At 70.2% G+C, this 23,632-nt stretch carries 20 protein-coding genes and 1 pseudogene; 12 read left to right on the forward strand and 9 right to left on the reverse strand.

Annotated elements, in window-relative coordinates:
- Nucleotides 1-177 precede the first annotated feature (177 nt).
- Entirely contained in the window at nt 178-750 is a 573-nt protein-coding gene (locus tag ABEA87_RS14920; RefSeq protein ID WP_345629930.1) for a TetR/AcrR family transcriptional regulator, read from the forward strand.
- On the opposite strand, the gene ABEA87_RS14925 is transcribed toward ABEA87_RS14920, so the two are convergent.
- On the reverse strand, nt 730-1,443 hold the full coding sequence (locus ABEA87_RS14925; protein ID WP_345629932.1) for a hypothetical protein: 714 nt from the start codon (nt 1,441-1,443) through the stop codon (nt 730-732). The two genes, ABEA87_RS14920 and ABEA87_RS14925, sit on opposite strands and share 21 nt — an antisense overlap.
- 55 nt (nt 1,444-1,498) lie before the next feature.
- A complete protein-coding gene (locus tag ABEA87_RS14930; protein WP_345629933.1) occupies nt 1,499-2,344 on the reverse strand; it encodes a class I SAM-dependent methyltransferase in 846 nt (281 codons plus the stop codon).
- Between the two features lie 303 nt (nt 2,345-2,647).
- Here ABEA87_RS14930 and ABEA87_RS14935 point away from each other — a divergent pair, with 303 nt between their 5' ends.
- Nucleotides 2,648-3,559 (forward strand): DUF929 family protein, encoded by a 912-nt coding sequence (locus ABEA87_RS14935; protein WP_345629935.1) that lies wholly within the window; start codon nt 2,648-2,650, stop codon nt 3,557-3,559.
- A 125-nt stretch (nt 3,560-3,684) separates the two neighbouring features.
- Here the strand turns inward: ABEA87_RS14935 and ABEA87_RS14940 are convergent, their stop codons facing one another.
- Nucleotides 3,685-3,891, reverse strand: a complete 207-nt coding sequence (locus tag ABEA87_RS14940; protein ID WP_345629937.1) for a hypothetical protein — start codon at nt 3,889-3,891, stop codon at nt 3,685-3,687.
- Nucleotides 3,892-3,988: 97 nt separating this feature from the next.
- On the opposite strand from ABEA87_RS14940, the gene ABEA87_RS14945 reads away from it, so the two are divergent.
- The 3 genes from ABEA87_RS14945 to ABEA87_RS14955 all read left to right on the forward strand — a co-directional run bounded on the left by ABEA87_RS14945 (nt 3,989) and on the right by ABEA87_RS14955 (nt 5,990).
- Nucleotides 3,989-4,117: a hypothetical protein gene (locus ABEA87_RS14945; RefSeq protein WP_345629939.1), complete on the forward strand. Its 129-nt coding sequence runs from the start codon at nt 3,989-3,991 to the stop codon at nt 4,115-4,117.
- 158 nt (nt 4,118-4,275) lie between these two features.
- Entirely contained in the window at nt 4,276-4,962 is a 687-nt protein-coding gene (locus tag ABEA87_RS14950) for a HEAT repeat domain-containing protein (protein WP_425570892.1), read from the forward strand.
- Nucleotides 4,956-5,990, forward strand: coding sequence for a MerR family transcriptional regulator (locus ABEA87_RS14955; RefSeq protein WP_345629941.1), 1,035 nt, complete (start codon nt 4,956-4,958; stop codon nt 5,988-5,990). Before ABEA87_RS14950 ends, ABEA87_RS14955 begins: the two co-directional genes overlap by 7 nt.
- An 18-nt stretch (nt 5,991-6,008) precedes the next feature.
- Here the strand turns inward: ABEA87_RS14955 and ABEA87_RS14960 are convergent, their stop codons facing one another.
- Entirely contained in the window at nt 6,009-6,965 is a 957-nt protein-coding gene (locus tag ABEA87_RS14960; RefSeq protein ID WP_345629943.1) for a LysR family transcriptional regulator, read from the reverse strand.
- A 137-nt stretch (nt 6,966-7,102) separates the two neighbouring features.
- Between ABEA87_RS14960 and ABEA87_RS14965 the strand changes: the two genes are divergently transcribed.
- Both ABEA87_RS14965 and ABEA87_RS14970 read left to right on the forward strand, forming a co-directional pair.
- Nucleotides 7,103-8,422 carry an MFS transporter gene (locus tag ABEA87_RS14965; protein WP_345629945.1) on the forward strand — a complete coding sequence of 440 codons (1,320 nt, stop codon included), beginning with the start codon at nt 7,103-7,105 and terminating at the stop codon, nt 8,420-8,422.
- 80 nt (nt 8,423-8,502) lie between these two features.
- On the forward strand, nt 8,503-9,150 hold the full coding sequence (locus tag ABEA87_RS14970) for a thymidylate synthase (protein WP_345629946.1): 648 nt from the start codon (nt 8,503-8,505) through the stop codon (nt 9,148-9,150).
- Here ABEA87_RS14970 and ABEA87_RS14975 read toward each other — a convergent pair.
- From ABEA87_RS14975 to ABEA87_RS14985, 3 genes are read right to left on the reverse strand one after another with little or no spacing between them, the layout of a single operon-like run.
- Nucleotides 9,143-9,748 carry a class I SAM-dependent methyltransferase gene (locus ABEA87_RS14975; protein ID WP_345629947.1) on the reverse strand — a complete coding sequence of 202 codons (606 nt, stop codon included), beginning with the start codon at nt 9,746-9,748 and terminating at the stop codon, nt 9,143-9,145. The genes ABEA87_RS14970 and ABEA87_RS14975 overlap by 8 nt on opposite strands.
- A gap of 56 nt (nt 9,749-9,804) precedes the next feature.
- Complete coding sequence (locus tag ABEA87_RS14980; RefSeq protein ID WP_345629949.1) at nt 9,805-10,983, reverse strand: low temperature requirement protein A; 1,179 nt, start codon at nt 10,981-10,983, stop codon at nt 9,805-9,807.
- Nucleotides 10,980-12,182, reverse strand: a complete 1,203-nt coding sequence (locus tag ABEA87_RS14985) for a low temperature requirement protein A (protein ID WP_345629951.1) — start codon at nt 12,180-12,182, stop codon at nt 10,980-10,982. The genes ABEA87_RS14980 and ABEA87_RS14985 overlap by 4 nt, the downstream gene beginning before the upstream one ends.
- 405 nt (nt 12,183-12,587) lie before the next feature.
- Here ABEA87_RS14985 and ABEA87_RS14990 point away from each other — a divergent pair, with 405 nt between their 5' ends.
- Both ABEA87_RS14990 and ABEA87_RS42605 read left to right on the forward strand, forming a co-directional pair.
- Nucleotides 12,588-13,808: an ROK family transcriptional regulator gene (locus ABEA87_RS14990; RefSeq protein WP_345629953.1), complete on the forward strand. Its 1,221-nt coding sequence runs from the start codon at nt 12,588-12,590 to the stop codon at nt 13,806-13,808.
- A 456-nt stretch (nt 13,809-14,264) separates the two neighbouring features.
- Nucleotides 14,265-14,828: pseudogene (locus ABEA87_RS42605) on the forward strand (DsbA family oxidoreductase); the annotation flags it as partial.
- A gap of 195 nt (nt 14,829-15,023) precedes the next feature.
- Here the strand turns inward: ABEA87_RS42605 and ABEA87_RS15000 are convergent.
- Entirely contained in the window at nt 15,024-16,205 is a 1,182-nt protein-coding gene (locus tag ABEA87_RS15000; protein ID WP_345629957.1) for an ROK family transcriptional regulator, read from the reverse strand.
- 228 nt (nt 16,206-16,433) lie between these two features.
- Here ABEA87_RS15000 and ABEA87_RS15005 point away from each other — a divergent pair, with 228 nt between their 5' ends.
- Both ABEA87_RS15005 and ABEA87_RS15010 read left to right on the forward strand, forming a co-directional pair.
- Nucleotides 16,434-20,183 (forward strand): glycoside hydrolase family 3 C-terminal domain-containing protein, encoded by a 3,750-nt coding sequence (locus ABEA87_RS15005; protein WP_345629958.1) that lies wholly within the window; start codon nt 16,434-16,436, stop codon nt 20,181-20,183.
- A 130-nt stretch (nt 20,184-20,313) separates the two neighbouring features.
- The gene (locus ABEA87_RS15010) at nt 20,314-21,480 is read left to right on the forward strand and encodes an ROK family transcriptional regulator (protein WP_345629959.1); all 1,167 of its coding nucleotides are present in this window, start codon (nt 20,314-20,316) and stop codon (nt 21,478-21,480) included.
- A gap of 117 nt (nt 21,481-21,597) precedes the next feature.
- Here ABEA87_RS15010 and ABEA87_RS15015 read toward each other — a convergent pair whose 3' ends face one another.
- Nucleotides 21,598-22,572 carry a GlxA family transcriptional regulator gene (locus ABEA87_RS15015; protein WP_345629961.1) on the reverse strand — a complete coding sequence of 325 codons (975 nt, stop codon included), beginning with the start codon at nt 22,570-22,572 and terminating at the stop codon, nt 21,598-21,600.
- Between the two features lie 328 nt (nt 22,573-22,900).
- Here ABEA87_RS15015 and ABEA87_RS15020 point away from each other — a divergent pair, with 328 nt between their 5' ends.
- Nucleotides 22,901-23,593 (forward strand): HD domain-containing protein, encoded by a 693-nt coding sequence (locus tag ABEA87_RS15020; RefSeq protein WP_345629963.1) that lies wholly within the window; start codon nt 22,901-22,903, stop codon nt 23,591-23,593.
- The last annotated feature ends 39 nt before the right edge of the window (nt 23,594-23,632 follow it).

The following is a 23,632-nucleotide window of genomic DNA, read 5'->3' on the forward strand; positions in this document are numbered from 1 at the left end:
GCGACCCGCTGCCGGGCGGAGCCGGCCGGCCCAAGGCCCGCGTGGTGTGCGGTAACCTGAACACGGCTGTGCGAACTATGGCGAACCTCGGTTTGGGGGAAGGAAACAATGGCGACGCCATCCGACGGTGCGCGCACCGTGACCGCGCGAGCGCAGCGGGCGGACGCCCGCCGCAGCGTGGAGGCGATCCTCGGCGCGGCCGTGGCATGCCTCGCCCGCGATCCCGAGGCGAGCGTTGTGGAGGTCGCCGCGGCCGCGGGCGTCGGGCGGGTCACGCTCTACAGTCATTTCAAGACCCGCGCCGACCTCGTCGACGCCGCTCTGGTGCGCACGGTCGAGCGGGCCGACCAGATTCTCGACGGCACCGACACGACGGGTGACCCGGTGGAAGCGCTCACCCGCCTGGTGGCCTCGTCATGGCAGATCGTCGACCAGTTCCGCAACATTTTGCTAGCCGCCACCCGTGAGCTGCCCGCCGAACGCATCCGTAGCGTGCACGACCGCATCCTGCGCCGCATCCAGACACTGATCGAACGAGGGCAGCGCACCGGAGCGCTCCGCACCGACCTGCCGAAGCGATGGATGCTCACCACCGTCTTCAGCCTCATCCACGCCGCGGCCGAGGACGCCGCCGCCGGCCGGGTGAAGGTCGATCAGGCCTCGGGGCTGATCACGGCCACGCTGGTCGCGGCCTTCACGCCACCCGGCGCGATGGTCCCCGCCGTAGCCTCAGGCGGACAGCGGCTGTAGCTGTGCGGCGGCGCGGCCGAGCAGGACGTATCCGAGCGCGAGCGGTGCGGCGCCAACGATCTCGAAGATCGATGTGATCATCGAGTGTGGCCCGAAGCCGAAAAGCGCCACGGTGCCCCCGATGCCGTACACCACGCCGCCGAAGCCCAGGAGCAGGCCGGTCCATCGCCGCCCGCGGCGGTTCAGCAGCAGGGCGAGCAGCACGCAACCCAGCGGGAAGAGGACGTTGGCGGACAGTACGACGATGCCGCCCTCGATGTCGATGTCGTGAGCGGTGTGCACGAGCCCGGGCGCGTACCTGGCCGTCACCGGGTTGTGGCCGCCGTCGTAGATGATCAGGCCGAACCACAGGATGGTGCCGACAAGGGCGGTGAACAGCGCGGTCAGTCCGCGCGAGTCGATCCTGCGCACGACCAGAGCCAGGACGCCGGCGAGGCAGACCGCCTGGATCAGCAGGCTGATGGCCTCCATGGAGTGGGTGAAGGCGTACCACTCGGGGTGCGCCGCGATGTCGTGCCCGTCGCGGGCCGGGTGCAGGATGACGGTGAGCAGGAACAGCGGCCCGCCGATCCACCCGGTCAGCCTCACCGTGGTGCGCAGGTACCGGGAGCCGGTCCCGGTGTCCTGCCGCGAAAGGGCGCCGGCGGGGGTGATGGTGCCGGTGGCATTGTGCACTGAGGGATTCACGCTCACGGTTGTTCTCCTCGTCTGGGTGGGCGGTCGATGTGACGTGAGCTGGTCGCGGCCGTCAGGGGCGCACCGCGCTGACGAGCCAGTACGCGCCGCGCATCCGGACACCGTCGGGCCGCTCGAACGGTCGTAGCGCGGCCGTGACCGCTTCCCGCACCCGGGCTTCGGTCGGCTCGTCAGCCCCCTTGAGGTGGAACCGGACCGGACCGGTGCCCAGGTGCGTGTCGGCGGCCCGCGCGGCGTCCGGCCCGAACACCATGGGTACCTCCAGGGGGGTCACCGTGAGCTGCGCGAAGCCGGCCCGGGTCAGGACGCTGTGGATCCGGTCCGGATCGGTCAGGGAGAACATGCCGGGCGCGTACGGGTCGGCGGCGTTGGTTTCCGGGACCCGGCCGAGCACCGCCGACCTGAGGACGGTGAACCATTCCTGCTTGGCGATCTCCTGCAGGCAGACGAAGGCGATCCGGCCACCCGGCCGCAGGGCGCTGCCGATGTTGGCGAACGCGGCGAACGGGTCGGCGAAGAAGGTCAGCCCGCCGCGGCTGACGGCCACGTCGAATTCGCCTCGCGGGAACGGGTACACCTGGGCATCGCCCTGCTCGAAGCGGACGTTGCCGGTGCCCTCCGCGTCCGCGATCGCGCGTGCGCGCCGCACCATCGGTCCGGACAGGTCGATCCCCAGCGCGTGCCCACCCGACGCCAGGCCCGCGGCCACCCGGGTGGTCTGCCCGTTGCCGCAGGCGATGTCGAGCACCCGCTCCTGGGCGGTGACCGTGGCGGCGGCGAACAGGGGAGCGTTGAGCCCACCGGCCACCGCATCCCAGTGTTCGGGGTGATCGGCCCAGTACTGGCCCTCGTACCCGTTCCATGCTTCTGCCTGTTGGGCGTTGACGGTGGCGTGCATGGGGACCTCCCGTGGATGGTCAACCCGAACATGAGTGTTCGGGTTAGCAGTATCAGGCTAACCCGAACACTGGTGTCTTGGCTACGTGCTTTCGGGGTCGGTATCGAGGCGCGTCCGGTGTGCTTGATCGTCATGAGCCGAGCGGCGCGTTGCCCGGCGCGGTCCGGCCCTCCCGGGGTGTGGCCTGGGCCCGGCGCTGAACCGGTTGGCGTCGCTCCGCGTGAGAATTACCGTGGGTCACGTCCGGCGGGAGCAGTCCGGCCGGGGCGTGGTGGGGCGGTTTGGTAAGCAGGAGATGGTGTGGTGTCGAAGAGCAGTCGGCAGGCTCAGCAACGGGCACGGGAGGCGTTGGAGGTCCAACGCAGGACAGCCAAGGCGCGCCGGCAGCGGATGACGGCCGCGATCACGGCGATCGTGGCGGTCGTTGTGGTGGTGGGGACACTGGTCGGGGTGAAGGTCGCCGGTGGCGGGAGTCACACCGCGGCCGCGGCATCCGGGCTGGCGCCCGCCAGCATGGTGACGCCGCTCACCACGGTTCCGGCCACCGTGCTGGATCAGGTCGGCACCGGTCAGGTCACCACCCTGCCCAGCCTGACCACCGGACAGCCCATGCTCACCGATGGCGGCAAGCCGCTGGTGGTGTACGTGGGCGCGGAGTACTGCCCGTTCTGCGCCGCTGAGCGGTGGTCGATGGTCCAGGCGCTGAGTCGCTTCGGGACCTTCAGCAACCTGGGCCAGACCCACTCCTCATCGACGGACGTGTTCCCCAACACGGCCACGCTGTCCTTCCACGGGGCCACGTACTCAAGCCAGTACGTCGCGTTCCAGGGTGTGGAGACCACGACCAACCAGCCGCAGGGCAGTGGGTACGCGCCGCTGGACAAGCCGACGGCACAGCAGCAGCAACTGCTCGACAAGTACAACGCCGCGCCGTTCGTGCCCGCGTCGGACGCCGGATCGATCCCGTTCGTCGACCTCGGGAACAAGGCGCTGGTGTCGGGTTCCTCGTTCAGCCCGCAACTGCTGGCCGGTAAGAGCGCCGACCAGATAGCGGCGGCGTTGTCCAACCCGTCCGACCCGATCGCGAAGGCCGTGGACGGCACCGCCAACGCGCTCACCGCGCTGCTGTGCCAGATGACCAACGGCCAGCCCGGCAACGTGTGCGCCACCCCGGCGGTCACCGCCTACCAGAGCACGCTGCACGTCAACAACTGAGCGGGCTGGCGCGCTGTCGTGACCGGCTCGGGCAGTGCCACCCGGGACGCACGCGGTCCCCACCGATGGGGGATCGATGGGGACCGCGTCGGTGATTCGATTGCGGTGGCGGGTTTCGCCGCGGTTCAGGCGGCGTCCGTCGCGCGGCGCCACGGCCCGCGCAGCGTGTAATCCTTCACGGTGTGCCGCACCGCCGAGTTGTACCAGCCGAGGGCCATCGCGCCGCCGACCCCGATCACCAGGTTGGCGACTCCCGGGTGGACCATGGCAACGACAAAGAACGACACGACCCAGCTCGCCACGAGCGCGATATCGAGTATCCGACCCTTCATGTGCGTCTCCTTCCGGCGCAAGCGGTTGCCCGCGAAACGCGGGCGACGCCAATACCCGTAACCCTGGCAGCGTCGGCGGTGACGGCGAGGTGGAGGTATGGGCGGCGAGGGTGGAGAAACGGTGAACCGCTCGCACGCGCCGGAATCAGCATCGGCGCTGCCGCGAATCGTCGTCGCGGTGGTCGCGGCGCTGGCGGGCGGACGCGCCAAATCGCAGAAGCGGTAGAGGCCCGAACGGCAATCGGCATTCTGGGGTTAATCTAGCTAAAGTGTATCAACGAGCGATGGATGCCTCATCCGGCGTTCCCGGCCCAGCCGCCGCTCGCCCCGGGTATCACGCACTTGACCTTGACACTGTGACAAGGTCTTCACTGGGTGCCGGAGGTGATCCCCATCGACTCGACACACGGGAACTCGCGGGACCCGCGACTGCTGGCCGCGTTGGGCGCCAAAAGCTCGTCGACGCGGCTCCAGGCGGCTCTGGCGGCCGGCACGCACCCCGACCCCGGCCTGCTCGACGCGCTCGTGGCCCGGTGCGCGATCGAGCCGGACTTCTTCGTGCGCGACATGCTCACCTGGGCGTTGACCCGCTTCCCGCCGGAGGTCACGGTGCCCAGACTCCGCGCGGAGCTGCACTCCGAGCGCGCGCAGGCCCGGAGCCAGGCGTTACACACGCTGTCCAAGATCGGGGACGGGAGTGCCTGGCCCGCGATCACCCGTTCGCTGCTGCGTGACGCCGACGACGAGGTCGCGCGGACCGCGTGGCGTACCGCCGTCGTGCTCGTACCCGAGGAAGAACGGGAAGGGCTGGCGGTGGAGTTGGCCACACAGCTCGGTCGGGGCGACCGGACCATGCGGCTGAGCCTCAGTCGCGCACTCGTCGAGTTGTCGGATGTGATCGAGCCGGCCCTGCGGACCGCACTGGCGAGTGACGACCCGACGGTGCGTGCGCACGCGCGCGCCACCCAGCGGCTCCTACTCGACCCGGACGCCGGTTTCGACGCCGCGGTCGACGAGGCGAAACGGATGGTCGCGCTCGGTCCGGAATGGGTCGGGGAAGCGGCGTGCTGATCGGCGAGGTGGCGCGCCGCTCGGGGGTGAGTACCCGGATGCTCCGGCACTACGACTCCCTCGGGCTGGTGCGCCCGACCGGCCGCACCGTGGGTGGCTACCGCGAGTACTCGGCCGACGACATTCGCCGAATCTTTCACGTGGAGAGCCTGCGGTCCCTCGGGCTGTCGCTGCGCCAGATCGCCCGCGCTCTGGAGGATCCGGCCTTCGCGCCGTCGGTACTGGTCGGCGACCTCATCCGGCGGACCGAGGACCGGCTGAAGCGGGAGCAGGAACTGCTCGAGCGGCTGCGTACGGTCGATGCCTCGGCACCCTCCGGCTGGCAGGACGTCCTGCGCATCGTCGAGATCCTGCACGGGCTCAACTCGTCCAGTGCCGCCCGCCGACAGCAGACCGTGCTGGCCCCGGCCGAGGACGTGCCGGTGCCGACCGAGTTGCTGGCTGACGCGGTCCTCGCCGAATCCGATCCGAACGTCGCCGGCGCCCTGCGGTGGGCCCTCGCGAGGGCCGGCGGTGACGGCGTGGCGAGCGTGGCGTCCGGCCTTCGTTCGGGCAATGCCGACATCCGCCGGCGTGCGGTGCTGGCGCTCGCCGAGCTGTCCGGTGACGAGGCGACCGCGGTGCTCGCGGACGCACTCGACGACGCGGACCCGGCGGTGCGTAGGCATGCCGCTCTTGCGGTGGGCGCGCGCGGCGTGACCACGGCCGTGCCAACACTTGTCGGCATGGTGGTCGAGGGCACCAACGACGTCGAGGCCGCCGAGGTCCTGGGAGCCTTGTCGCTGGACCCCGGGTGCGCGGACCGGGTCGTAAGTGCGCTGGCCGGCGCGCTCGCCGCGTACCCGACGGACTCGGCGGTGCGGATACGCCTGGCCCAGGCACTCGCCGAGTTGCCGGGGACCATCGCGCGAGACGTCCTGCGGCAGTTGACCCACGACGATGACCGGGCCGTCGCGCTCATCGCCTCGGCCTTCCTGAGGTTGCTCGACGAGCGGTCCGACGAGGGCCGGGGCGCCGCGGATTCGTGACGGCCCGGCGTGTCGGCCTTACCTGTCCGGCGACCTCGGGGCTGCTCGTTGGTCCCAGTTCGGTACCCAGACCTCGGCATCGGGTGCCTCGGTGCGTCTGGTCTCGAGGTAGTCGCGGAGTTTGGCCAGCGCGGGATGGGGGTTGTCAGCGCGCCAGATCATTGACAGCGGGTAGACGGGAGCCGGGTCGCGGATTACCACCCGTCGCAGGTCGTAGTTGTCCGGCCACAGGTAACGGGAGCGCGTGCCGACAAGGGTCGCCAGGTCCGACGAGTCGGCGATCTCGTCCAGCAGCGCCTCGTTTCCGAAGACCGGCCCGAGCATGTCGATGGTGAGCCCGAACGCGGTGGCGAGTTCGGCGTAGTAGTCGGCGACCTCGCCGCGGGCGGCCAGGCCCGGCATCCAGATCCGGTGTCCGGCGAGTCGCGCGGGCGTGACGGTGCCGGCGTTCGCGAGCGGGTGGCGGGGTCCGACGAGTAGCTCGTGCGGCTCGTTGATCATGCACGCGGTGTTGATCGCGGCTGGCAGCTGCCGCTGCGGGGGAACACCGTGGAAGGTGGCGTCGATCGTGCCGGCCTCGACGGCAGCGGTCGCGCCATCGACGTCGGCGTCCAGGGTCACGACATCCAGCTCGATTTCGGGGTGCGTGCGGTAGAAGTCCTGGAGAAGCACCGCGGTCGCGATGCGCCGGTTGACGACGTCGACGCGCAGCGCGCGCCGGCTGGGACGCACGGACGCGTCGGCCCGCTGCGCGACCCGCAACAGTTCGCGGGCGTGGGGCAGGAATGCCTGGCCGTCGATCGTGAGCTGGGCGCCGCGAGCCGTGCGGGTGAACAGGCGCACCTCCAGGTCCTTCTCCAGCGTCGCGATGCGCTTGGAGACCGCCTGCTGGGTGATCGACAGCGTCGCGGCGGCCTCCTGGAACTGGCCAGCGTCCGCGGCGACGACGAAGGTGTGTACGGCGTCGAGGTCCACGCGGAGACCCTACTCGGACAACCAAGGGTTGTGGCTCGCCGCCCGATGGGTTGTTTGATGCCCTTCTCCGGCGTTGGTTTGATGTCGCGGTGATTCAACGACGAGTTGTGACACCCGGGACAAGGGTGCGCGGATTGGTGGCAAGGCGCTCCCTGGGGCGGCAGTTCGGCTGGCTGTGGGCGGCCTACGCGGTCAGCGCCTACGGCTCCGGGCTGGCGCTCGGGGCGTTCCCGCTGATCGCCGTGCTGGCGTTGCACGCGAGCCCCGTGGAGGTGTCCGCGCTGTCCGCCGTGGGGCCGGCGGTGGGCGCGTTGATAGCGGTGCCGCTGGCACCGTGGGTCGAGTTTCGCCGCAAGCGGCCGGTGATGATCGCGATGGACCTGTCCCGCTTCGCGGTCATGGCGACGATCCCGGTCGCCTACGCGTTCGGCTGGCTCAGCTTCGTCCAGCTGCTCGTCGTCTCGGCCGTCGTCGCCGCTGCCAAGATCGCCTTCAACGCGGCCAGCGGCGCCTACCTCAAGGCCCTGGTGCCCCCGGCCGACCTGCTGGTGGCCAACGCGCGGTTCGAGTCCACGAACTGGAGTTCCCTCGCGGTCGGGCCGCCGCTGGGCGGGGCGGCGATCGGCGTGTTCGGGCCGGTCACCACCGTGGTGGCCGACGCCCTCAGCTATCTGTTCTCGGCGCTGAGCATCACCGCCATCCGCGGGGCCGAAGACGCCCCGCGCAAGGCCGAAAAGAGCCAGCTGCGGGCCGGCGAACTGCTCGACGGCTGGCGGCACATCCTGGCCCACCCCGGCCTGCGGACGCTCTATGTCAACAACATGGTCGTCGGGGGACTGATCATGGCCACCGAACCGCTGCTGGCCGTGCTCCTGCTCGGTCAGCTCGGATTCCGACCCTGGCAGTACGGCCTCGCCTTCGCCGCACCCTGCGTCGGCGGGCTCATCGGCTCCCGGCTGGCCCGCCGGGTCGTGGCCCGCTACGGCCAGCACCGGGTCTTCCGGACCGTCGGCACCCTGCGCGCCGTATGGCTGATCGGTCTCGCCTTCGTCCGGCCGGGCGTGGTCGGCCTGCTCACCGTGATAGCCGTCGAGCTGGCGATCATCGTCAGCATGAGCCTGTACGGCCCCGTGCTCGCCACCTATCGGCTCGAACACACCCCCAGGCACCGCATCGCCCGCACCCTGTCGGCCTGGTCGATCGGTCAACAGGCAGCCATCGCGGTCTTCACCGCGCTGGGCGGGCTGCTCGCCGGCCTCACCAGTCCACGGACCGCTCTCACGGTCGCGGGCCTGCTCATCCTCGCCAGCCCGCTGTTGCTGCCTCGCCGCGAGCATCCCGCCCCGTCGGATGAGCCCGAACCGACCACCGCCGAGTCGGGCGGTCCCGAGCCGGCTAGCACGGAGCCGGCGCCGGCCCAACAACCACTGTCGAGTACCACGGCGGCAAAGCCGTGACCGCTGACCCTGGGCCGGTGCGGGGAGGCCCGCCCGGGGTGCCTCCGCCCCGGGCACCGGCCGCGACGTACATTCCACCCATGACAACGAGCGACGCACCGGTACGGGTGGACGTGGCGACCCTGGGCGAGGCGTGGCTGGCGATCGCGACCGAGATCCTGACCGACGGCGTGGCCGGATACTGGGACAAGGCGCCACTCATCGAGATCTTCCGCGCGACGCTGGAGGTCCGCTCGCCCCGCGTCGAGGACGCGATCATCGCCGAGCACGCCGATCCGGAGCGCCTGGCCTGGATGCACGTCAACTTCACCGACCACTCCCGGGTGGCCGACCTGGGCGACGCCGATAGCTACGCGACGCGCCTCTACGACTACGCCCACTCGGGCCGTGACCAGATCCGCTGGGTCGTCGACAAGCTGGCCGCGGATCCCTGGGCGCGCAACGCGACGATCACTACCTTCCAGCCCCTGACCGACACGAGCTACATCCCATGCGTGAGCCTGCTCGACTTCTGGCTGCTCGACGGAGAGCTGCAGCTGGCCGTGTACGCGCACGGCATCGACTTCGGCACCAAGGGCTACGCCAACCTCGTTGAACTGGCGGCGCTACAGGATCGGGTGGCCGGCGAACTGCGTGTCGGGATCGGTACGCTGACGATGACGGTGAAGTCGGCGCACATCTACGACACCGAACTGGACCTGATGCGCGCGGTCGTGGCCGCTAGGTAGCGTGTCGGTGCGCGCGGCGGCCCTCGACGAGGAGTTCCTCGCCGTTGCCGCCGGGCTGCCAGACCGCGGTCAGATCGGTGAAGCCCGCCCGGGTCAGCTGCGGCATGAGCGCAGAGTCGAAGCCACGCCCGACGCTGCCACCGTCGGGCAGCACGGCGTGTTCGGTGACTCCGAAGGCCACCACGCCGCCCGGCCGCAGCAGCTGGGCCACCCGGGCCAACGATGCCGCCAGCGGCTGCCACAACTGGACGTTGTTGACCGCGCAGACGGCGTCGACGCTTTCCGCGGGCAGCCCCACGGTGGCCGCGGTGGCGTCGACGAGTTCGACCCGGTCGCCGAACCGCCGGGTCCGCCCCGCCGCCTGGCGACGCATCACCGGCGAGGGCTCAACTCCGATGACGCGCCCGTCCGGCAATGCCTCGGCCAGCAACCGCAGCCCCACCCCGGGGCCCGGCCCGAACTCGACCACCGTCTCGTCCCCGCGGAGCCCGAGCGCGGCCACGACGCGGTGCGTCAACACGGCGTTGTGCCGGGCCATCGTGCGGCCCACCAGGCGGCCGAGCAGACCGCGCGGGCGAGCGAACTGCCCCGAAATCATCCGCCCACTGTGCCACGCCCCGGCCATTCCGGTGAGGTCTCAGCCCTTCAACGCGTTTACTGCTGACTGGCAGGAGGATCGAGCCACCGTGGCAGCTTTCCGAGCGTACTCAGATGGTCTGTCGCGGCCACCCCGGCCATGCCGACGCTCGCGAGCACGGTGACGAACACGGGGGGCAGGAAGGTCGTCGACGGCGCCGCGACGATCAGCACGATGAGCCAGCCCACCCGGGCCCTCGACAGCCGGCCGGCGAACGCGTACTCGAAGATCGTCCGGCCGATCAGGAACAGGGCGGGGCCGCCAAAGAGGACGCACACCCAGCCGACGGGAGTGTGCCCGGTGGGCCGGGTGATGACGAGTCGGGAACCGGCGGCCACCGCCACCACCCCGGCGACCATGAGGAAGTGCGTGTAGGGCGCCAGGCGGGGGCCCGTGCTCGGGTTTCGTCGCGAGACCAGGACCGAAACCACTCCGCCCGCGTACGCGTACAACTGCCACAGCAGCAGCATCATGGCGAACGACGCCACGAGGGCGACGACCCGGGCCAGATCGAACCCGAGTCTGCTGAACGTCAACGCAGCTATCAGGGTGAGATCGCCGAGGGCCAGGATCACCACCTGCTGGTACCGTTCGGCGAGGTGCTCACTCGTCCGCCCGTACTGTTCGGTCGGGACCCGGCCAAGCCCGGGCGTGGGGTAACGGATGGCGGCGGAGAGGAAGTCGACCGCCAACGCGCTGGTCCAGAGGACTGCCCGCGCCGGGCTTCCGACGAAGATACCCACGATCCACAGGATCCCCGACATCCCGAACCAGAACTGGAACCGCGCCACCCGGCGCCGCGCATGGTGCAGCGTGCTGACCATCACGCCGCCCCGGACGACGTGGATGCCCACGTACGCGCCCGCGAAGACCGCGGCGTGCTGGGTGAAGGCCGACGGGATCGCGATCGTCATCAGCGCGGTGCCGAGCATCGTGGTCGCGATGACGACCTCGATCGGTCTCTTTTGGGGATCGTAGAAGTCCGTGACGCGCGCCGTGATCGACCAGGTCCACCAGACCGCCATGAGCAGCACGACGGTCCCGCCCACGCCGTGCCAGGTGACGCTGCCCGCGAGGCGTAACGCCAGCAGCGCGAAGGCGGCCACGTAGACGAGGTCGAAGAGTAACTCCAGCAGGGTCGCCCGTTTCGGTGTGTTGCGATTCCGGGTCAACCGAGCCACGTCCGTGCCCGTCATCGGTCAGCCGTTCTCGGGTCGTCGGGCCGTCGCCCCAACCGCCAACCGAATCGGAGGACATCCGTCACATCGATGCCCAGCACAGCAGCGGCGGCGACCAAGGTGACCACCACGGGCGGGACCAACACCATCGCCGGAGAGACCGCGGCCAGCAGGGCCAACCAACCCAGCCGGATCATCGACAGCACGCGGAGCGCCGTGTATTCGAAGATCGTCCGGGCCGACACGAACAGAGCCGGACCGCCGAGAATCACGCATACCCAACGGACCGGCGTGGCCCCGGTGGGCCGCCTGATGACGAGTTCAAAGCCGGCGACCGTGACCACCACGCCAGCCACCAGAGCTAGGTGGGTATAGGGCGCCAGGCGGAGGCCCACCTTCCGGCCTTCCCCGGTAAGCGACAGCGGAGTGGCATCGGTCGCGTGCGCGAACAGTTGCCACAGCAGGAGTGTCATGACGAACGCCACCAGGTAGGCGACGATCCGGGGCGGGTCCAACCCGGAGCGGGTGAGTTCCAACGACGGCACCAGGATGAGATCACCGATCGCCAGGATGATTACCTGCCGGAACCGCTCGACGAAGTGCTCACCCGCCTTCGCGTAGTGTCCGGTCGGCACGGAGCCGCGCCAAGGCCAGGGCGTGGGGTATCGGGCCGCGCCGGCGAGGACGTCGACCGCCGCCGCGATGGCCCACAGGATGAGCTGGGTCGAGGCGTCGACGAGGATGCCGGCGATCCACCCGATCCCCGAGATCATGAACCAGAACAGGAACCGCGCCGCCCGCGCCCGTGCCTCTGCGTGCTCCGCTCCGCGCAGCGCGCCGATCAGCAGGATCCCCTTGATCAGGTGGATGCCCACGTACCCGCCGGCGAAGACCCCCGCATGGTCCGCGAACGCCGACGGTATCGCGACCGCCATCAGCACCACGCCGAGCATCGTGATCGTGACGATGGTCTGGATGGGTGCCCGGTCGGGGTTGTAGAAGTTGGTCAGCAGCGCGATGGACGACCAGGTCCACCAGATCGCCGTGAGCATGACCAGGGTCTGGGCCGCCGCGGGCCAGGTGAGGTGCTCGGCGAACCGCCTCGACGTCAGCGCGAAGGCGGCCACGTAGACGACGTCGTAGAGCAGTTCCAGCAGGGTCGCCCGCTGCGGCGCGTTGGACCCGCGGAGCAGCCGAGCCGCACCCGTGATTGCCATCGACCAGCCGTCCCCTGTCGCGCTCGGGCGGCCGACTCGAAACCGGATCACCCCTCACGATAGGCGAGCAGGCGCCCCCTTTGTTCCAGTTAAACAGAACACGGCAGTCGGCACACCCGAAAGGACCGCACCGGCCGGTCGCCTCGGTGGGGCCTGAATCGGCACCGCCCAACCCCGGCCGACCAACGCCGGCGACACAACGCGAAACCTCCGGAAGTCGTTGGGTGTCACCCATCGCTGGCTGTCTGGTCCGGCTCTCTGGTCCGGCCGACCGGAGTGCCGTTAGGCCCGACCCGTCCAAACCCAGGCCCGCGATTGACGCTAGGAGCACGGACTACGCGAGTCAAGGTCCCCGAGATTTGGACGGGGTCGTTCAAATCTGGCCCGGCGGCTACCCTCTGGCGCATGAGTCAGCGGCTCGTCGGCCCATCGAATGAGCAGTCCGGTGGCGCGCCGTCGAACGAGCGGGTGCTGCTGGCCGCGTTGCGCGGTCATGGCGCGGTGACGCGGGCGGAACTGGCCGGTCTGACCGCGCTGCCGAAGACGACGGTGGCTGGGGTCGTCAATCGGCTGCTGACCGCCGGCGTCGTGGTGGAGCGCCCGGTCGCCGATCGGGGTCGTGCGTCGCGGGCGGGTCGTCCGCCGATGGTGCTCGACCTGGCGGAGCCCGCGGGGTTCGTGGCGGTGCTGTCGTTGACGCATGTCGGGATGCGCGTCGCGGTGGCCAGCTTCGATGGTGTGATTCGCGGCCGCCGGGACATTCCGATGGACGTGTTGTACGCGGCGGGTGGCGTGGTCGGGCCGGGTGTGCGGCGGCTGGCGGAGATACTCGTGGACGCCGGGGTGAACGCCGGTCAGCTCGACTGCGCCGTGATCGGCGTCCCCGCCCCGTTCACCAGGGGTGCGGGCAGCGCGATGGCGCCGATCCGCGAGCCGAGTCCCGAGCCGGTGACCCAACGCCGGGCACTGCTGGCGGGGCTGCGTCCCGATCCGGCGATCGAACTGGGGGATCGGCTGGGCGTGCCGGCCAGCGCGGACAACGACGCGAACCTCGCCGCGCTGGGGGAGGCGGTCTTCGGTGCCGGGCGGGGAGTCGACAACTTCGTGTACCTGAAGGTCGTTGACGGGGTCGGTGTCGGCCTGATCCTGAACGGCCGGCTGTATCGAGGCGCGCAGGGCCTGGCGGGTGAGTTGGCCCATGTCCAGGTCCGTGACGACGGGCCGTGGTGCGCGTGTGGTGGGCGGGGCTGCCTGCGCAGCGTGGTCGGGTTCTCCATGGTCGCGGTGCTGGAGCCGGCGTATCAGCGGCCGGTGGCGTTCGGCGAAGTGCTCGCCCTGGTCGCCGCCGGTGATCCGGGCATCCGTCGGATTCTCTCCGACGCCGGCCGGCGGATCGGCCGGGTGCTGGCCGATGTCTGTGTCGTGCTCAACCCGGAGGCCATCGTGGTCGACGGGATGCTGCGTGCGGCGGCTGAGCCCTTTCTCGCGGGGGTGCGCGACGCCATCGAGCGGCACACCCCGAACAACATCGGCCAGGGTGTGCGGCTGTTGGCGGGTGAGCTGGGGGAGGAGGCGGAGATCCTGGGCGCGGTCGCGTTGGCGGGCGCCGAACTCGTCGACAGGTAGCCGACCGTGCCACCGGGCCGTGCCGGCGTTCGCGGTACCCCCGCGTTGCGCAATCGTTACGGGCGACAACACATCCGTGGCCCGCGGCTGCTTGCGTAGACCGGCGTCCGACGAATATGTTCTGGCACGCAACAAAGCTTCGTCCCGCCCCGGCCGGTGGGGGGAAGCGTGGCGGCGAAGCCCTTCCCGGTCGGCTGGTCCGACCGACTCGCCTGATTCGTCGCTGACCCGCACTCGCGTACCAGGTGGTGCCCGCCAGGACCTGCCGCCTCCCGTTCGGCGCGAGTTCATCCGATTCACGGCTCCACGCCGTGCCGCGCGTGGGCACGGTGCGGACCGCCATGCCCTGGCCCGGGCCTGTCGAGGTCCGGGCGGTGAGGGTGAGAGGACCACGACCACCGCCCGGCGCTACGACCAACATCCCTGCCTGAGTACGGCGAACGCTATGCCGCCGCGATGCGTGTCCCCGGAGGAGATGTCGTGCGAGTCGATATCTGGTCAGATGTTCAGCATCCCCGGAGCTACATCGGCAAACGCCGCTTCGATCGGGCACTGGCAGCGTTCCGGCACGGCCCGGACGTGGTGGTCACGCATCGCTCCTTCCGGCTCGATCCCGGCGTTCCCGCCGGGCACACCGTCCGCGCGGTACGCCCGCTGGCCTCCGCGCTGGGCGGGTCGGTCGACGTGGCCCGTCGCCGGATGATCAGCGTGGAGGGTGTCGGAGCGGCGGAGGGTCTCAAGCTCCATCTACTCGAGGCGAGGGTCGGTGACACCCTGTCCGCGCACCAGTTGCTGCACCTGGCCGCCGCCTACGATCTGCAATGGCCGCTGCTGGAGCGGTTCTTCCGGGCGCACTTCACCGAGCGGCGCTCCGTGCTCGAGCACGATTCCCTGCTGCGGCTGGCCGCCGAGGTCGGCATCGACCGGGCCAGCGCCGCCCGGGTCCTGGCCACCGGCGAACACATTGACGCGGTACAGGCCGACGCCCGGCACGCCCAAGCGCTCGGTGTCTCGGCGGTACCGTTCTTTCTCTTCGACGGTGTCCACCGCGTCCGCGGCGCGCAACCCACGGAGGCGTTCACCTTCGTACTGGAACGGGTCTGGGCCGAGAACCGCTCGGCGGGGACCAGTTCGACAACCTCGCCGAACCCGCGCCTGCGCTGTGCCGCGCCGAGACGGGTGGCCGGCAGCAGTGTCGCCGTTGCCGGCCAACCGTCACAGCGGTCGGGCGCTGTCGGCGGCCAGCAGCAGCGCGCCCAGGACCTCGGCCCGGTCGCCGAGGGCCGCGGCGCGCACCGTCACGGCCCTGGCCACCACCGGCTGAGCGAACTGGTCAATCGCGCCGCGGATGCCGGCGATCAGCGGAGTACCGGCCTCGCTGAGTTCGCCGCCGACGACCACCGCGGCCGGGTTGAGGTGATTGCACAGATCCGCGACGACGCGGCCGATCATCCGGCCGGCCTCGGCGACCACCCGGGTGGCGCCGGGGTCGTCGGCGGCGACCAGCGTGACGACGTCGCCGATGGTCAGGCCCTGTTCGTGCGCGGGTTGCAGGAGCGCGACGATGCTGGTGGTGGAGACCAGTGTTTCCAGGCATCCGCGGCTGCCGCAGCGGCACACCACCCCGTCGGAGCGGATCTGGATATGGCCGATCTCGCCCGAGCTGCCGGTGGAGCCGCGGTGGAGCTGGCCACCGAGAATCAGCCCGCTGCCGATGCCGGTTGAGATTTTGAGGTAGATGAGGTCGTCGACGCGCCGATCGGTCTGGTGGGCACGTTCGGCGAGCGCGCCGAGGTTCGCGTCGTTGTCCAGCGCGACCGGTAGTCCGATCCGGGACCCGAGCTCGACAGCCGGTCGCAGCGCGACCCAGCCGGGCAGGATGTTGTTCGACCCGATCGTGCCCACCTGCCGGTCCAGTGGTGCGGGTACGCCCATGCCCACCCCGACGACCGCCGAGCGGGGCGTACCGGCCTCGGTCAGCGCGGTGCCGACCAGGCCGGCCGCGGTGTCCAGGGCGCGGGTCGCCGAACTGGCGACGTCCAGCAGCACGCGTTGATGTGCCAGGACCCGGCCGGACAGGTCGCCGATGGCGACCTGCACCTGGTTGTGTCCAAACGCGACTCCGACGGTGACGCCGGCCGGTGCGGCCAGTGACAGCAGCGCGGGCGGCCGCCCGGCGCCCCGGCGGGTGGTGCCGGGGGTCGCGGCCAGCAGCCCCTCGCGCATCAATTCGGTGGTCAGTGCCGACACGGTGACGGCGGACAGGCCGGTGAGCTGGGCGAGCTGCGCACGGCTCGCGGCGCCTCCTTGCCGCAGCGCGGTCAGCAGTCGCCGGCGGTTGAAGGCGCGCAGCGTCTCGCTGGGCCGGGGTGCGTCTTCGAGCGGTGGAGACTGCATCGCCACCTCAATTTATCGTCAAGCTTTATGGAATTAGCGCGCATCAAGCCAGAATTTGTCCATTGAACAAGGACTAATTATCGCCGTAGCGTCAACCCGCGGCAGGTGTTCCCGATGCGTGAACGGCGACATCTACCCAGCTCGAACCGATTGCTGTCGTTGGCGGCCATGGCGATCGGGAAAGCGGCCTGGGGAGGCATGAATCCTACGTGGGAGAGGTATGAGTCGATGAGACGAACTATCGGTAGGTTTCACCGAACGCGTGCGCGGCGGTGGAAACTCCTGCTGGCCTGTATCGCGGCCGGCACCGTGGCGCTGGCGTTGGGCGCCCCGCCGGCCGTGCAGGCCGCGGTGTCGCATCCGGACGGGCCGGGCGGAGGCACGGCCAGCAACGTGCCGTACTCCCTGCCGGTCCAGCTGCCCTCGGGCAAGACTTCGCCGGCGGTGGACCCGAACGCGCCCTACACGCCTCTGGTGCTGAACCTCATCCACCAGCTCGAACCGGACAGCCCGCCGACCGCCGCGGAGCTGACCAACGCGAGCCTGCTGCTGCACGATGGCGGCAACGGCAGCTGTCACAACGTCGGTCCGCTGTCCGCGCCGACCGGGACGACGCCGAGCATCGCTCCGCTGTGCTGGACCGACGCGCAAGGGGTGCTGAACACCTCCGGCCCCAACGCGCGAGGCTCCACAGCGCCGATGACGCTGATGGGTCTGGGCGCCTCCTTCGACCCCGCACTGGGCAACGCCTGGGGTCAGACCGAGGGCAGCGAGGCCCGCGACTTCATGGTGACCGGCATCTTCGGCCCGCAGACGGACCTGGACCGCATCCCCACCTGGGGTCGTAACCTCACGACCACCGGCGAGGACCCGTACCTGAGCAGCCAGATGGTCGCCTCGCAGATCAACGGCATGCAGGGCGTCGGCGCCATGTCCCAGATGAAGCACTTCGCCGTCTACAATGGACAGAGCCAGAGCACCAACACCACCATCCAGGATCAGGCGCTGCACGAGCAGTACCTGACCCCGTATGAGGGCGGCTTCGTCGACGGCCAGGCCGCCGCGGCGATGTGCTCGTACCAGGTCTTCCAGGACACCTCGACCAACCTGCCCCCGTCCGTCGACGCGCTGTACAAGCCCAGCCCGTACGCGTCCGGCCCGGACCCGCAGACCTGGCCGCTCAACGAGTCGCACTACGCGTGCGAGCAGCCGCTGACCCTCAACTACGCGCTGCGGGACCTGTTCCACTCGGTGGCCATGGTCGGCTCGGACTACCCGGCGACCCACAGCACCGCGGGCATCGTTCAGGGTGAGACGCAGGAGATGCCCACCCAGGCCGGGTTCTTCAGCGCCAGCAACACCCTGAGCGCCTCACAACAGACCGACCCGACCGGCGACACCTGTGCCGACACCGCCGGCAACGCCGAGCCGTGTAGCACCGCCGGTGCGGTCCACGTCGGCGGCATCCCCGGACCGGGTTGCCCGGCGTACGGCTGCACGCTGGTCAACGCGGTGCTCAACGGCACCGTCCCGCTGTCTATCTTCAATCAGGCCGTCGCCGAGGTGCTCTACCAGCAGCAGCGCTTCGGCCTGCTCGGCTGCTCCGACACCCCGGTCTCCTCGCTGTGCACCAACCCCGGCGGCATCGGCGCCGACAAGACCGGCACCGCCCCGCTGCCCACCGGTACCACCAGCGGCACTCCGCAGCTCGGCACCAAGGACGGCGACGCGGCCATCGTGGAGAAGTACTCCGAAGAGGGCGCCACGCTGCTGAAGAACGACGACCAGTCGCTGCCGCTGACCAAGTCCGACCTGAACGGCGGGATCCTGGTCACCGGGCCCGGCGCGCAGCACACCATCGCCGACCCCACCAACGAGGCGTCCACCGGGTTCATCGACCGGGACGCGATCAACCCACTGCAGCAGTTGGAGGCGCTGTCCGGCAAGCCCGGCGCGTTCACCTACGTACCGGCCAACGACCCGGTCGGGCAGACCGTGCCCGCCTCGGCGCTGTCCACCTCGTCGACCTCGGTGACCGGGTCGCTGTCGCGCACCACCGGCCCGAACTCGCCGAGCGACGACGCGACGATCGACTTCACCACCACGTCCCAGGGCCAGCTCGCCCCCGGCAGCTACACCTGGAGCGGCTACGTCTACGTGCCGACCACCGACGCGTACACCTTCGAACTGCAGCAGAGCAGCGGTGTCGCCAACGCGAACGTGACGTTCAGCCTCGACGGCACCAGCAGGACGCTGGCCACCGCGGCCACCGTGTACGGCGCCACGGTGCCGGGCAGCCCGACCAACGCCGGGTACACCGAGCCGCTGCTGACCAACCGCCAGTTCGCGGCCGGCACCCTGACCGGCGGCAGCTACCACCCGGTGACCATCACCTTCAACAACGACACCACCACCCCGGCCAGCTTCCGCTTCGCCTACTCGCGCGCCAACGGCGACATCGACGACGCGGCGGCCGCCGCCAAGGGCAAGAAGGCCGCGGTCGTGTTCCTCAACGACTCCGGCGCCTCCACCACCATCCCCAACCCCTACGGCAGCACTCCCGCCACCATCACCGGCGTGGCCTCACTGTCGGCAGCGAACACCAACCTGGTCAACGCGGTCGCCGAGGCGAACCCGAACACCATCGTCGTGCTCAACACCACCAACCCGGTGCTCACTCCGTGGATCGGCAACGTCAAGTCGGTGCTGGAGATGTGGTTCTCCGGCCAGGAGGGCGGCACGTCCACCGCGCGGTTGCTGTTGGGGCAGGCCAACCCGAGCGGGCACACTCCGCTGACCTGGCCGGCCAACGCCACCGACACGCTCTGGGGCTACAACCAGACCACGCCGCTGTACTCCGGTGACACCACCGGCCCGCACCTGGAACGGCTCAACGGCGGCGCCGGCGGCACCACCAACGAGACCGAGGGCATCTACTCCGGCTACCGGTACTTCGACCAGGAGAACATCACTCCGCAGTTCCCGTTCGGGTACGGCCTGTCGTACAGCAGCTTCAAGTACTCCCACCTGAAGGTCACGCCCACCACCGGCGGGGGCGCCACGGCCAGCTTCGACATCACCAACACCGGAAAGGTGGCCGGCTCCGACGTCGCGCAGGTCTACCTCGGCGCCGGTCCGGCGGTCAGCGGCGTGCAGCAGGCGGTCCGCTCGCTGCGTGGCTTCGACCGGGTCACCCTCAACCCCGGCCAGACCCAGCACGAGAACATCCAACTCGACCAGCGCTCGTTCCAGTACTGGAGCGACCCGAAGCAGCAGTGGGTGACCGACTACGGCACCCGCGAGGTGCGGGTCGGCGACGCGGACTCACTGGCGAGCCTGCCGCTGTCGGGCACCGTCACCATCAACCCGACCCCGTCGATTGACAAGACGGTCAGCGTCAACGGCGCCAACACGGTGACCGCGAGAATCGCTCCCGCCAACCCGGGTGACCTGCTGGTGGCGTTCGTGGCCGCCGACGGCCCGTCCGGCAAGACGCAGAGCGCGACCGTCTCCGGCGGTGACCTGCACTGGACCCTGGCCAAGCGGGAAAACACGCAGTACGGCGACTCCGAGATCTGGACCGCACGGGCACCGGACTCGGCCGGCCCTGTCTCGGTCACCAGTAGCCTGGCCAGAACTGGCTACCGGCAGCAGTTGGCCGTGACCGCGTTCGCCTCGGCCACCGGTGTCGGCGCAGTCGCCGGTGCCAGCGCGGGTCGCGGCGCGCCGAGCATCACGCTGACCACCGCCGGCGCGGATTCGTGGGTGTTCGCCGTCGGCAACGACTGGGACCGCTCGGTGCCACGAACCCCGGCACCGGGGCAGACCATCCGCGCCCAGAGCACCGACTCCGTCGGAGACACCTACTGGGTGCAGAGCCCTGATGGCGTCACCCCGGATGCCGGTACCAAGGTCAGGATCAACGACACCGGGCCCAACAACGACCGGTGGAACCTGGCCGCGATCGAGATTCAGTAGCCCGAAGCGTCGCCGCCCGCCCTGCCTTGCGGCCGGGCGGGCGGCGTCGCCGGCAACGGCCGGCGCCGAACGGTGGGGCCGCCCGCGACGTCTCGCCCAACCGTGACCGACGGGTGGCTACCATGGTCCGGTGAGCCCACCCGTCGGCGCCGCGGAGATGATGCGCTCCGCCAACCGGACCCGCGTGCTCGACGCCCTTCGCGACAACCGCGCGGCCAGCCGGGCGGAACTCGCCAGACTGACCGGACTGTCGACCGCCACCGTGTCCACCATCGTCAAGGACCTGCGGCAGCAGGGCCTGATCGCCGACGCCGAACCGTCCGGTGACACCGACGAGCCGCGACGCGGTGCGGGACGGCCTCCCACCAGGTTGTGCCTGGCACCCGCGGCGGGATTGATCGTCGGTGTCGACCTCGGCGAAAACCACTCACGGGTATCCGTGGCCGACCTCGCCTACAACATCCTCACCGAGCAGGCCATCGACCTCGACTCCGGTTCGACCACGGACACCCGACTCGACGACACCGCTCACCTCATCCGCACCCTGCTCGACCGGCTCGCCATCGCACCGGAAACGATCCGCGCCGTGGCGCTCGGAGTGCCCGCCCCGGTCCACCCCAAGCTGCCGACCATCACCGACAGCAGCATCGCGTGTGGCTGGGCCAACCGCTCGCCCGGGGCGGAACTGGCTCAGCGGTTGGGAATTCCCGTCCGGGTGGAGAACGAGGCGAACCTCGGCGCGCTGGGTGAGGTCACCTTCGGCGCCGCCCGCGGCGTGTCCGACCTGATCTACCTCAACGTGTCCACCCGCATCAGCGCCGGCCTCATCCTCGACGGTCGCGTCTATCACGGGGCGCAGGGTGCCGCCGGCGAGATCGGCCACATCCGTTACGACAACCACGGGACCGTCTGCCGGTGCGGCAACCGCGGGTGCCTCGAATCGGCCATCGGCGCCCCGGAGATCCTCCGGCTCATCCAGCCGGCGCATCCCGATCCGCTGACCATCGCCCGCATCGTCGAACTCGCCGAGACGGATCCGGGCACGCAACGAGTCCTCACCGACGTCGGGCGCGCCGCCGGGCGCGTGCTGGCCGACCTGGCCAACGCGCTCAACCCCGCCGCGATCGTCATCGGCGGTCGGCTCAGCGCCGCCGGCACGCCACTGCTGGCCGGCGTACGGGAATCCCTCGACCGGTACGCACATCCGTTGGCGGCGCGTACCGCACGGGTCAGCATCGGTACCCTCGGCGACCGTGCCCCGATTCTCGGCGGACTCGCCCTCGCCGCGCGGAATTGAGCGGCCGGACACCGGCGCGACCCGCGGCGCCGGGACCCTTCCACCATCGCCGCCATCGCCGTCACCGACTCCATCGCCGTCACCGTCCGCTGGCTCCGATGACCTACCCGACCGGCGCTAGTTCGGGTTGGTGCGGCGGGCCGTGCCGAACCGGCGTTGGTAGGCGGCGGGGCTGATCGACAGCTTGGTGGCGAAGACCCGTCGCATGCTGTCGTAACTGGGAAACCCGGCCTGCGTCGCGGCCCGCGTCGCGGTGTGTCCCTGGTCGAGCAGTGCCCGGGCCAGGTCGAATCGGATGTTTTCCACGTAGCGGGCCGGGGTGGTGGACAGTTCGTCGTGGAAGAGCCGGGTGAGGTGCCGGGTGCTCACGTTGAGATGTTTGGCGAGTTCCGCGAGCGAGTGGTCACCGCCGGGGTTCGCCGTCACCAGGTCGGTGATGGTGCGCAGAGCCGGCGAGCGGGGCGGCGGTCCCTGCAACGGTGCCGAGAACTGGGACTGGCCGCCCGCACGTTGCATGTACACCACCAGCGCGCGGGCGACGTCACGCGCCAGGTCGGGCCCGTGGTCCTCTTCGACCAGAGCGAGCGCCAGATCGATGCCGGCCGTCACCCCGGCCGACGTGTACGTGGTGCCATCGCGAACATAGATCGCGTCGGGCTCGACGTGGCACGTCGGGCACCGGACGGCCAGCTCACGCGTGACCCGCCAATGCGTGGTCGCGCGCTTGCCGTCGAGCAGGCCGGCGGCGGCGAGAACGAACGCCCCGGTGCAGATCGACGCCACCCGGCCGGCCACCGCCGCCGGTATCCGTGCGGCGTCGGCCAGGTCGCCGCCGACCGGGGTACGCGGATAGCGGTCGGAACCGGGCACCAGCAACGTGTCGGGGGCCGGCTGCGAGGAGACGGCGCCGTCGACCGCCATCCGGACGCCGAGGTTCGACGTGACGTCCGCACCGCTCGGCGACAGCAGCACGATCCGGTAGTCGGCACCGAACCGGTTTGCCTCCTTGAACACCTCGGCGGGACCGGCGACGTCCAGCAACGTCACTCCGTCGTAGACGAGGATCGCGACGCGATGGGGGGAGGCGTTCACCACTCCGGAGCCTCAGAGCCGGATTCGTACGGTGACCGACCGGACCCGGTCGGCACCGACCGTCGTCGGGCCGGTGCATCGGGGGGCCTGGACACGGTTCATTGGTAGCACACCGTTACCGGAGGCGACGGGGATTCTGTGCCCTGTCGGGCGATTACCGCCTCTAAGCGAACTCTGACCGGCGACTCGACGTCGCGGGTGGGGTGGACCCCGGCCGGGCGAGTGCGGTGCCGCGCGTGGCCGGAGCCCCGGTTCGATTTCGCCCCGTCCGGATATCGGTGATTCCTGGCCGGACAAAGGCGGCGGCGCACGCCGATCGGTGGGCAGGATGGAAGCCGGACACCTTGTCCCCAGCCGACATCCTTCCGGAGAGTCAGAGATCATGTCAGAGGTCATCGCGGGATTGGAGATTCCTGAGACGGCGGCGGTCGCCGAGGCGACCAGGTTCGCGCAGGAGACGACCAGTCCTCTCATCTACCACCACTCCCGGCGGGTCTTTCTCTTCAGCCTGATCCACGCTCACCAGCTCGGCGTGCAACCGGATGCGGAGCTGCTCTACCTGGCGGCCATGTTCCACGACACCGGCCTGAAGACTCCCTTTTCCGAGGTCGAGCAGCGCTTCGAAGTCGATGGCGCCGACCACGCGCGCAAGTTCCTCCTGGGCCGGGGCTTCTCGGCGGCCGCCGCCCAGACCGTCTGGACGGCGATCGCGCTGCACACCACGCCGGGCATCCCCGGACGGATGGACCCGGAGATCGCGACCATGCACCTCGGCGTCCTGACCGATGTGATCGGCCTCGGCCTGGAACAACTGGAACGCGATCAGCTGGGTGAGATCCTCGCCGCCCATCCCCGTGGGGACTTCAAGAACGAGTTCCTGCGTGCCTACTTCGATGGGTTCAAGGACCGTCCGGAGACCACGAACGGCACCGTGAACTCCGACGTGCTCGAGCACTTCATCCCCGGCTTCAAGCGCGTGACGACGGTCGAGCGTATCGTCGGCTCGCCCTGGCCGAGCTGACCGGGCGCCGAGTCCGCACAACCACTCCACACCGACGAC

It is taken from the genome of Rugosimonospora acidiphila, assembly GCF_039543385.1.
In the GTDB taxonomy this organism is placed as follows: Bacteria; Actinomycetota; Actinomycetes; order Mycobacteriales; family Micromonosporaceae; genus Rugosimonospora; species Rugosimonospora acidiphila.

Coding starts and splice junctions, on each gene's coding strand:
- ABEA87_RS14940 (WP_345629937.1), bottom strand. CDS start 3,891: ATGAAGGGTCGGATACTCGATATCGCGCTCGTGGCGAGCTGGGTCGTG.
- ABEA87_RS14985 (WP_345629951.1), bottom strand. CDS start 12,182: ATGGCAATCACGGGTGCGGCTCGGCTGCTCCGCGGGTCCAACGCGCCG.
- ABEA87_RS14930 (WP_345629933.1), bottom strand. CDS start 2,344: ATGCACGCCACCGTCAACGCCCAACAGGCAGAAGCATGGAACGGGTAC.
- ABEA87_RS15000 (WP_345629957.1), bottom strand. CDS start 16,205: ATGCAGTCTCCACCGCTCGAAGACGCACCCCGGCCCAGCGAGACGCTG.
- ABEA87_RS14975 (WP_345629947.1), bottom strand. CDS start 9,748: ATGATTTCGGGGCAGTTCGCTCGCCCGCGCGGTCTGCTCGGCCGCCTG.
- ABEA87_RS14945 (WP_345629939.1), top strand. CDS start 3,989: ATGGGCGGCGAGGGTGGAGAAACGGTGAACCGCTCGCACGCGCCGGAA.
- ABEA87_RS14980 (WP_345629949.1), bottom strand. CDS start 10,983: ATGACGGGCACGGACGTGGCTCGGTTGACCCGGAATCGCAACACACCG.
- ABEA87_RS14990 (WP_345629953.1), top strand. CDS start 12,588: ATGAGTCAGCGGCTCGTCGGCCCATCGAATGAGCAGTCCGGTGGCGCG.
- ABEA87_RS15020 (WP_345629963.1), top strand. CDS start 22,901: ATGGAAGCCGGACACCTTGTCCCCAGCCGACATCCTTCCGGAGAGTCA.
- ABEA87_RS15005 (WP_345629958.1), top strand. CDS start 16,434: ATGAGACGAACTATCGGTAGGTTTCACCGAACGCGTGCGCGGCGGTGG.
- ABEA87_RS14970 (WP_345629946.1), top strand. CDS start 8,503: ATGACAACGAGCGACGCACCGGTACGGGTGGACGTGGCGACCCTGGGC.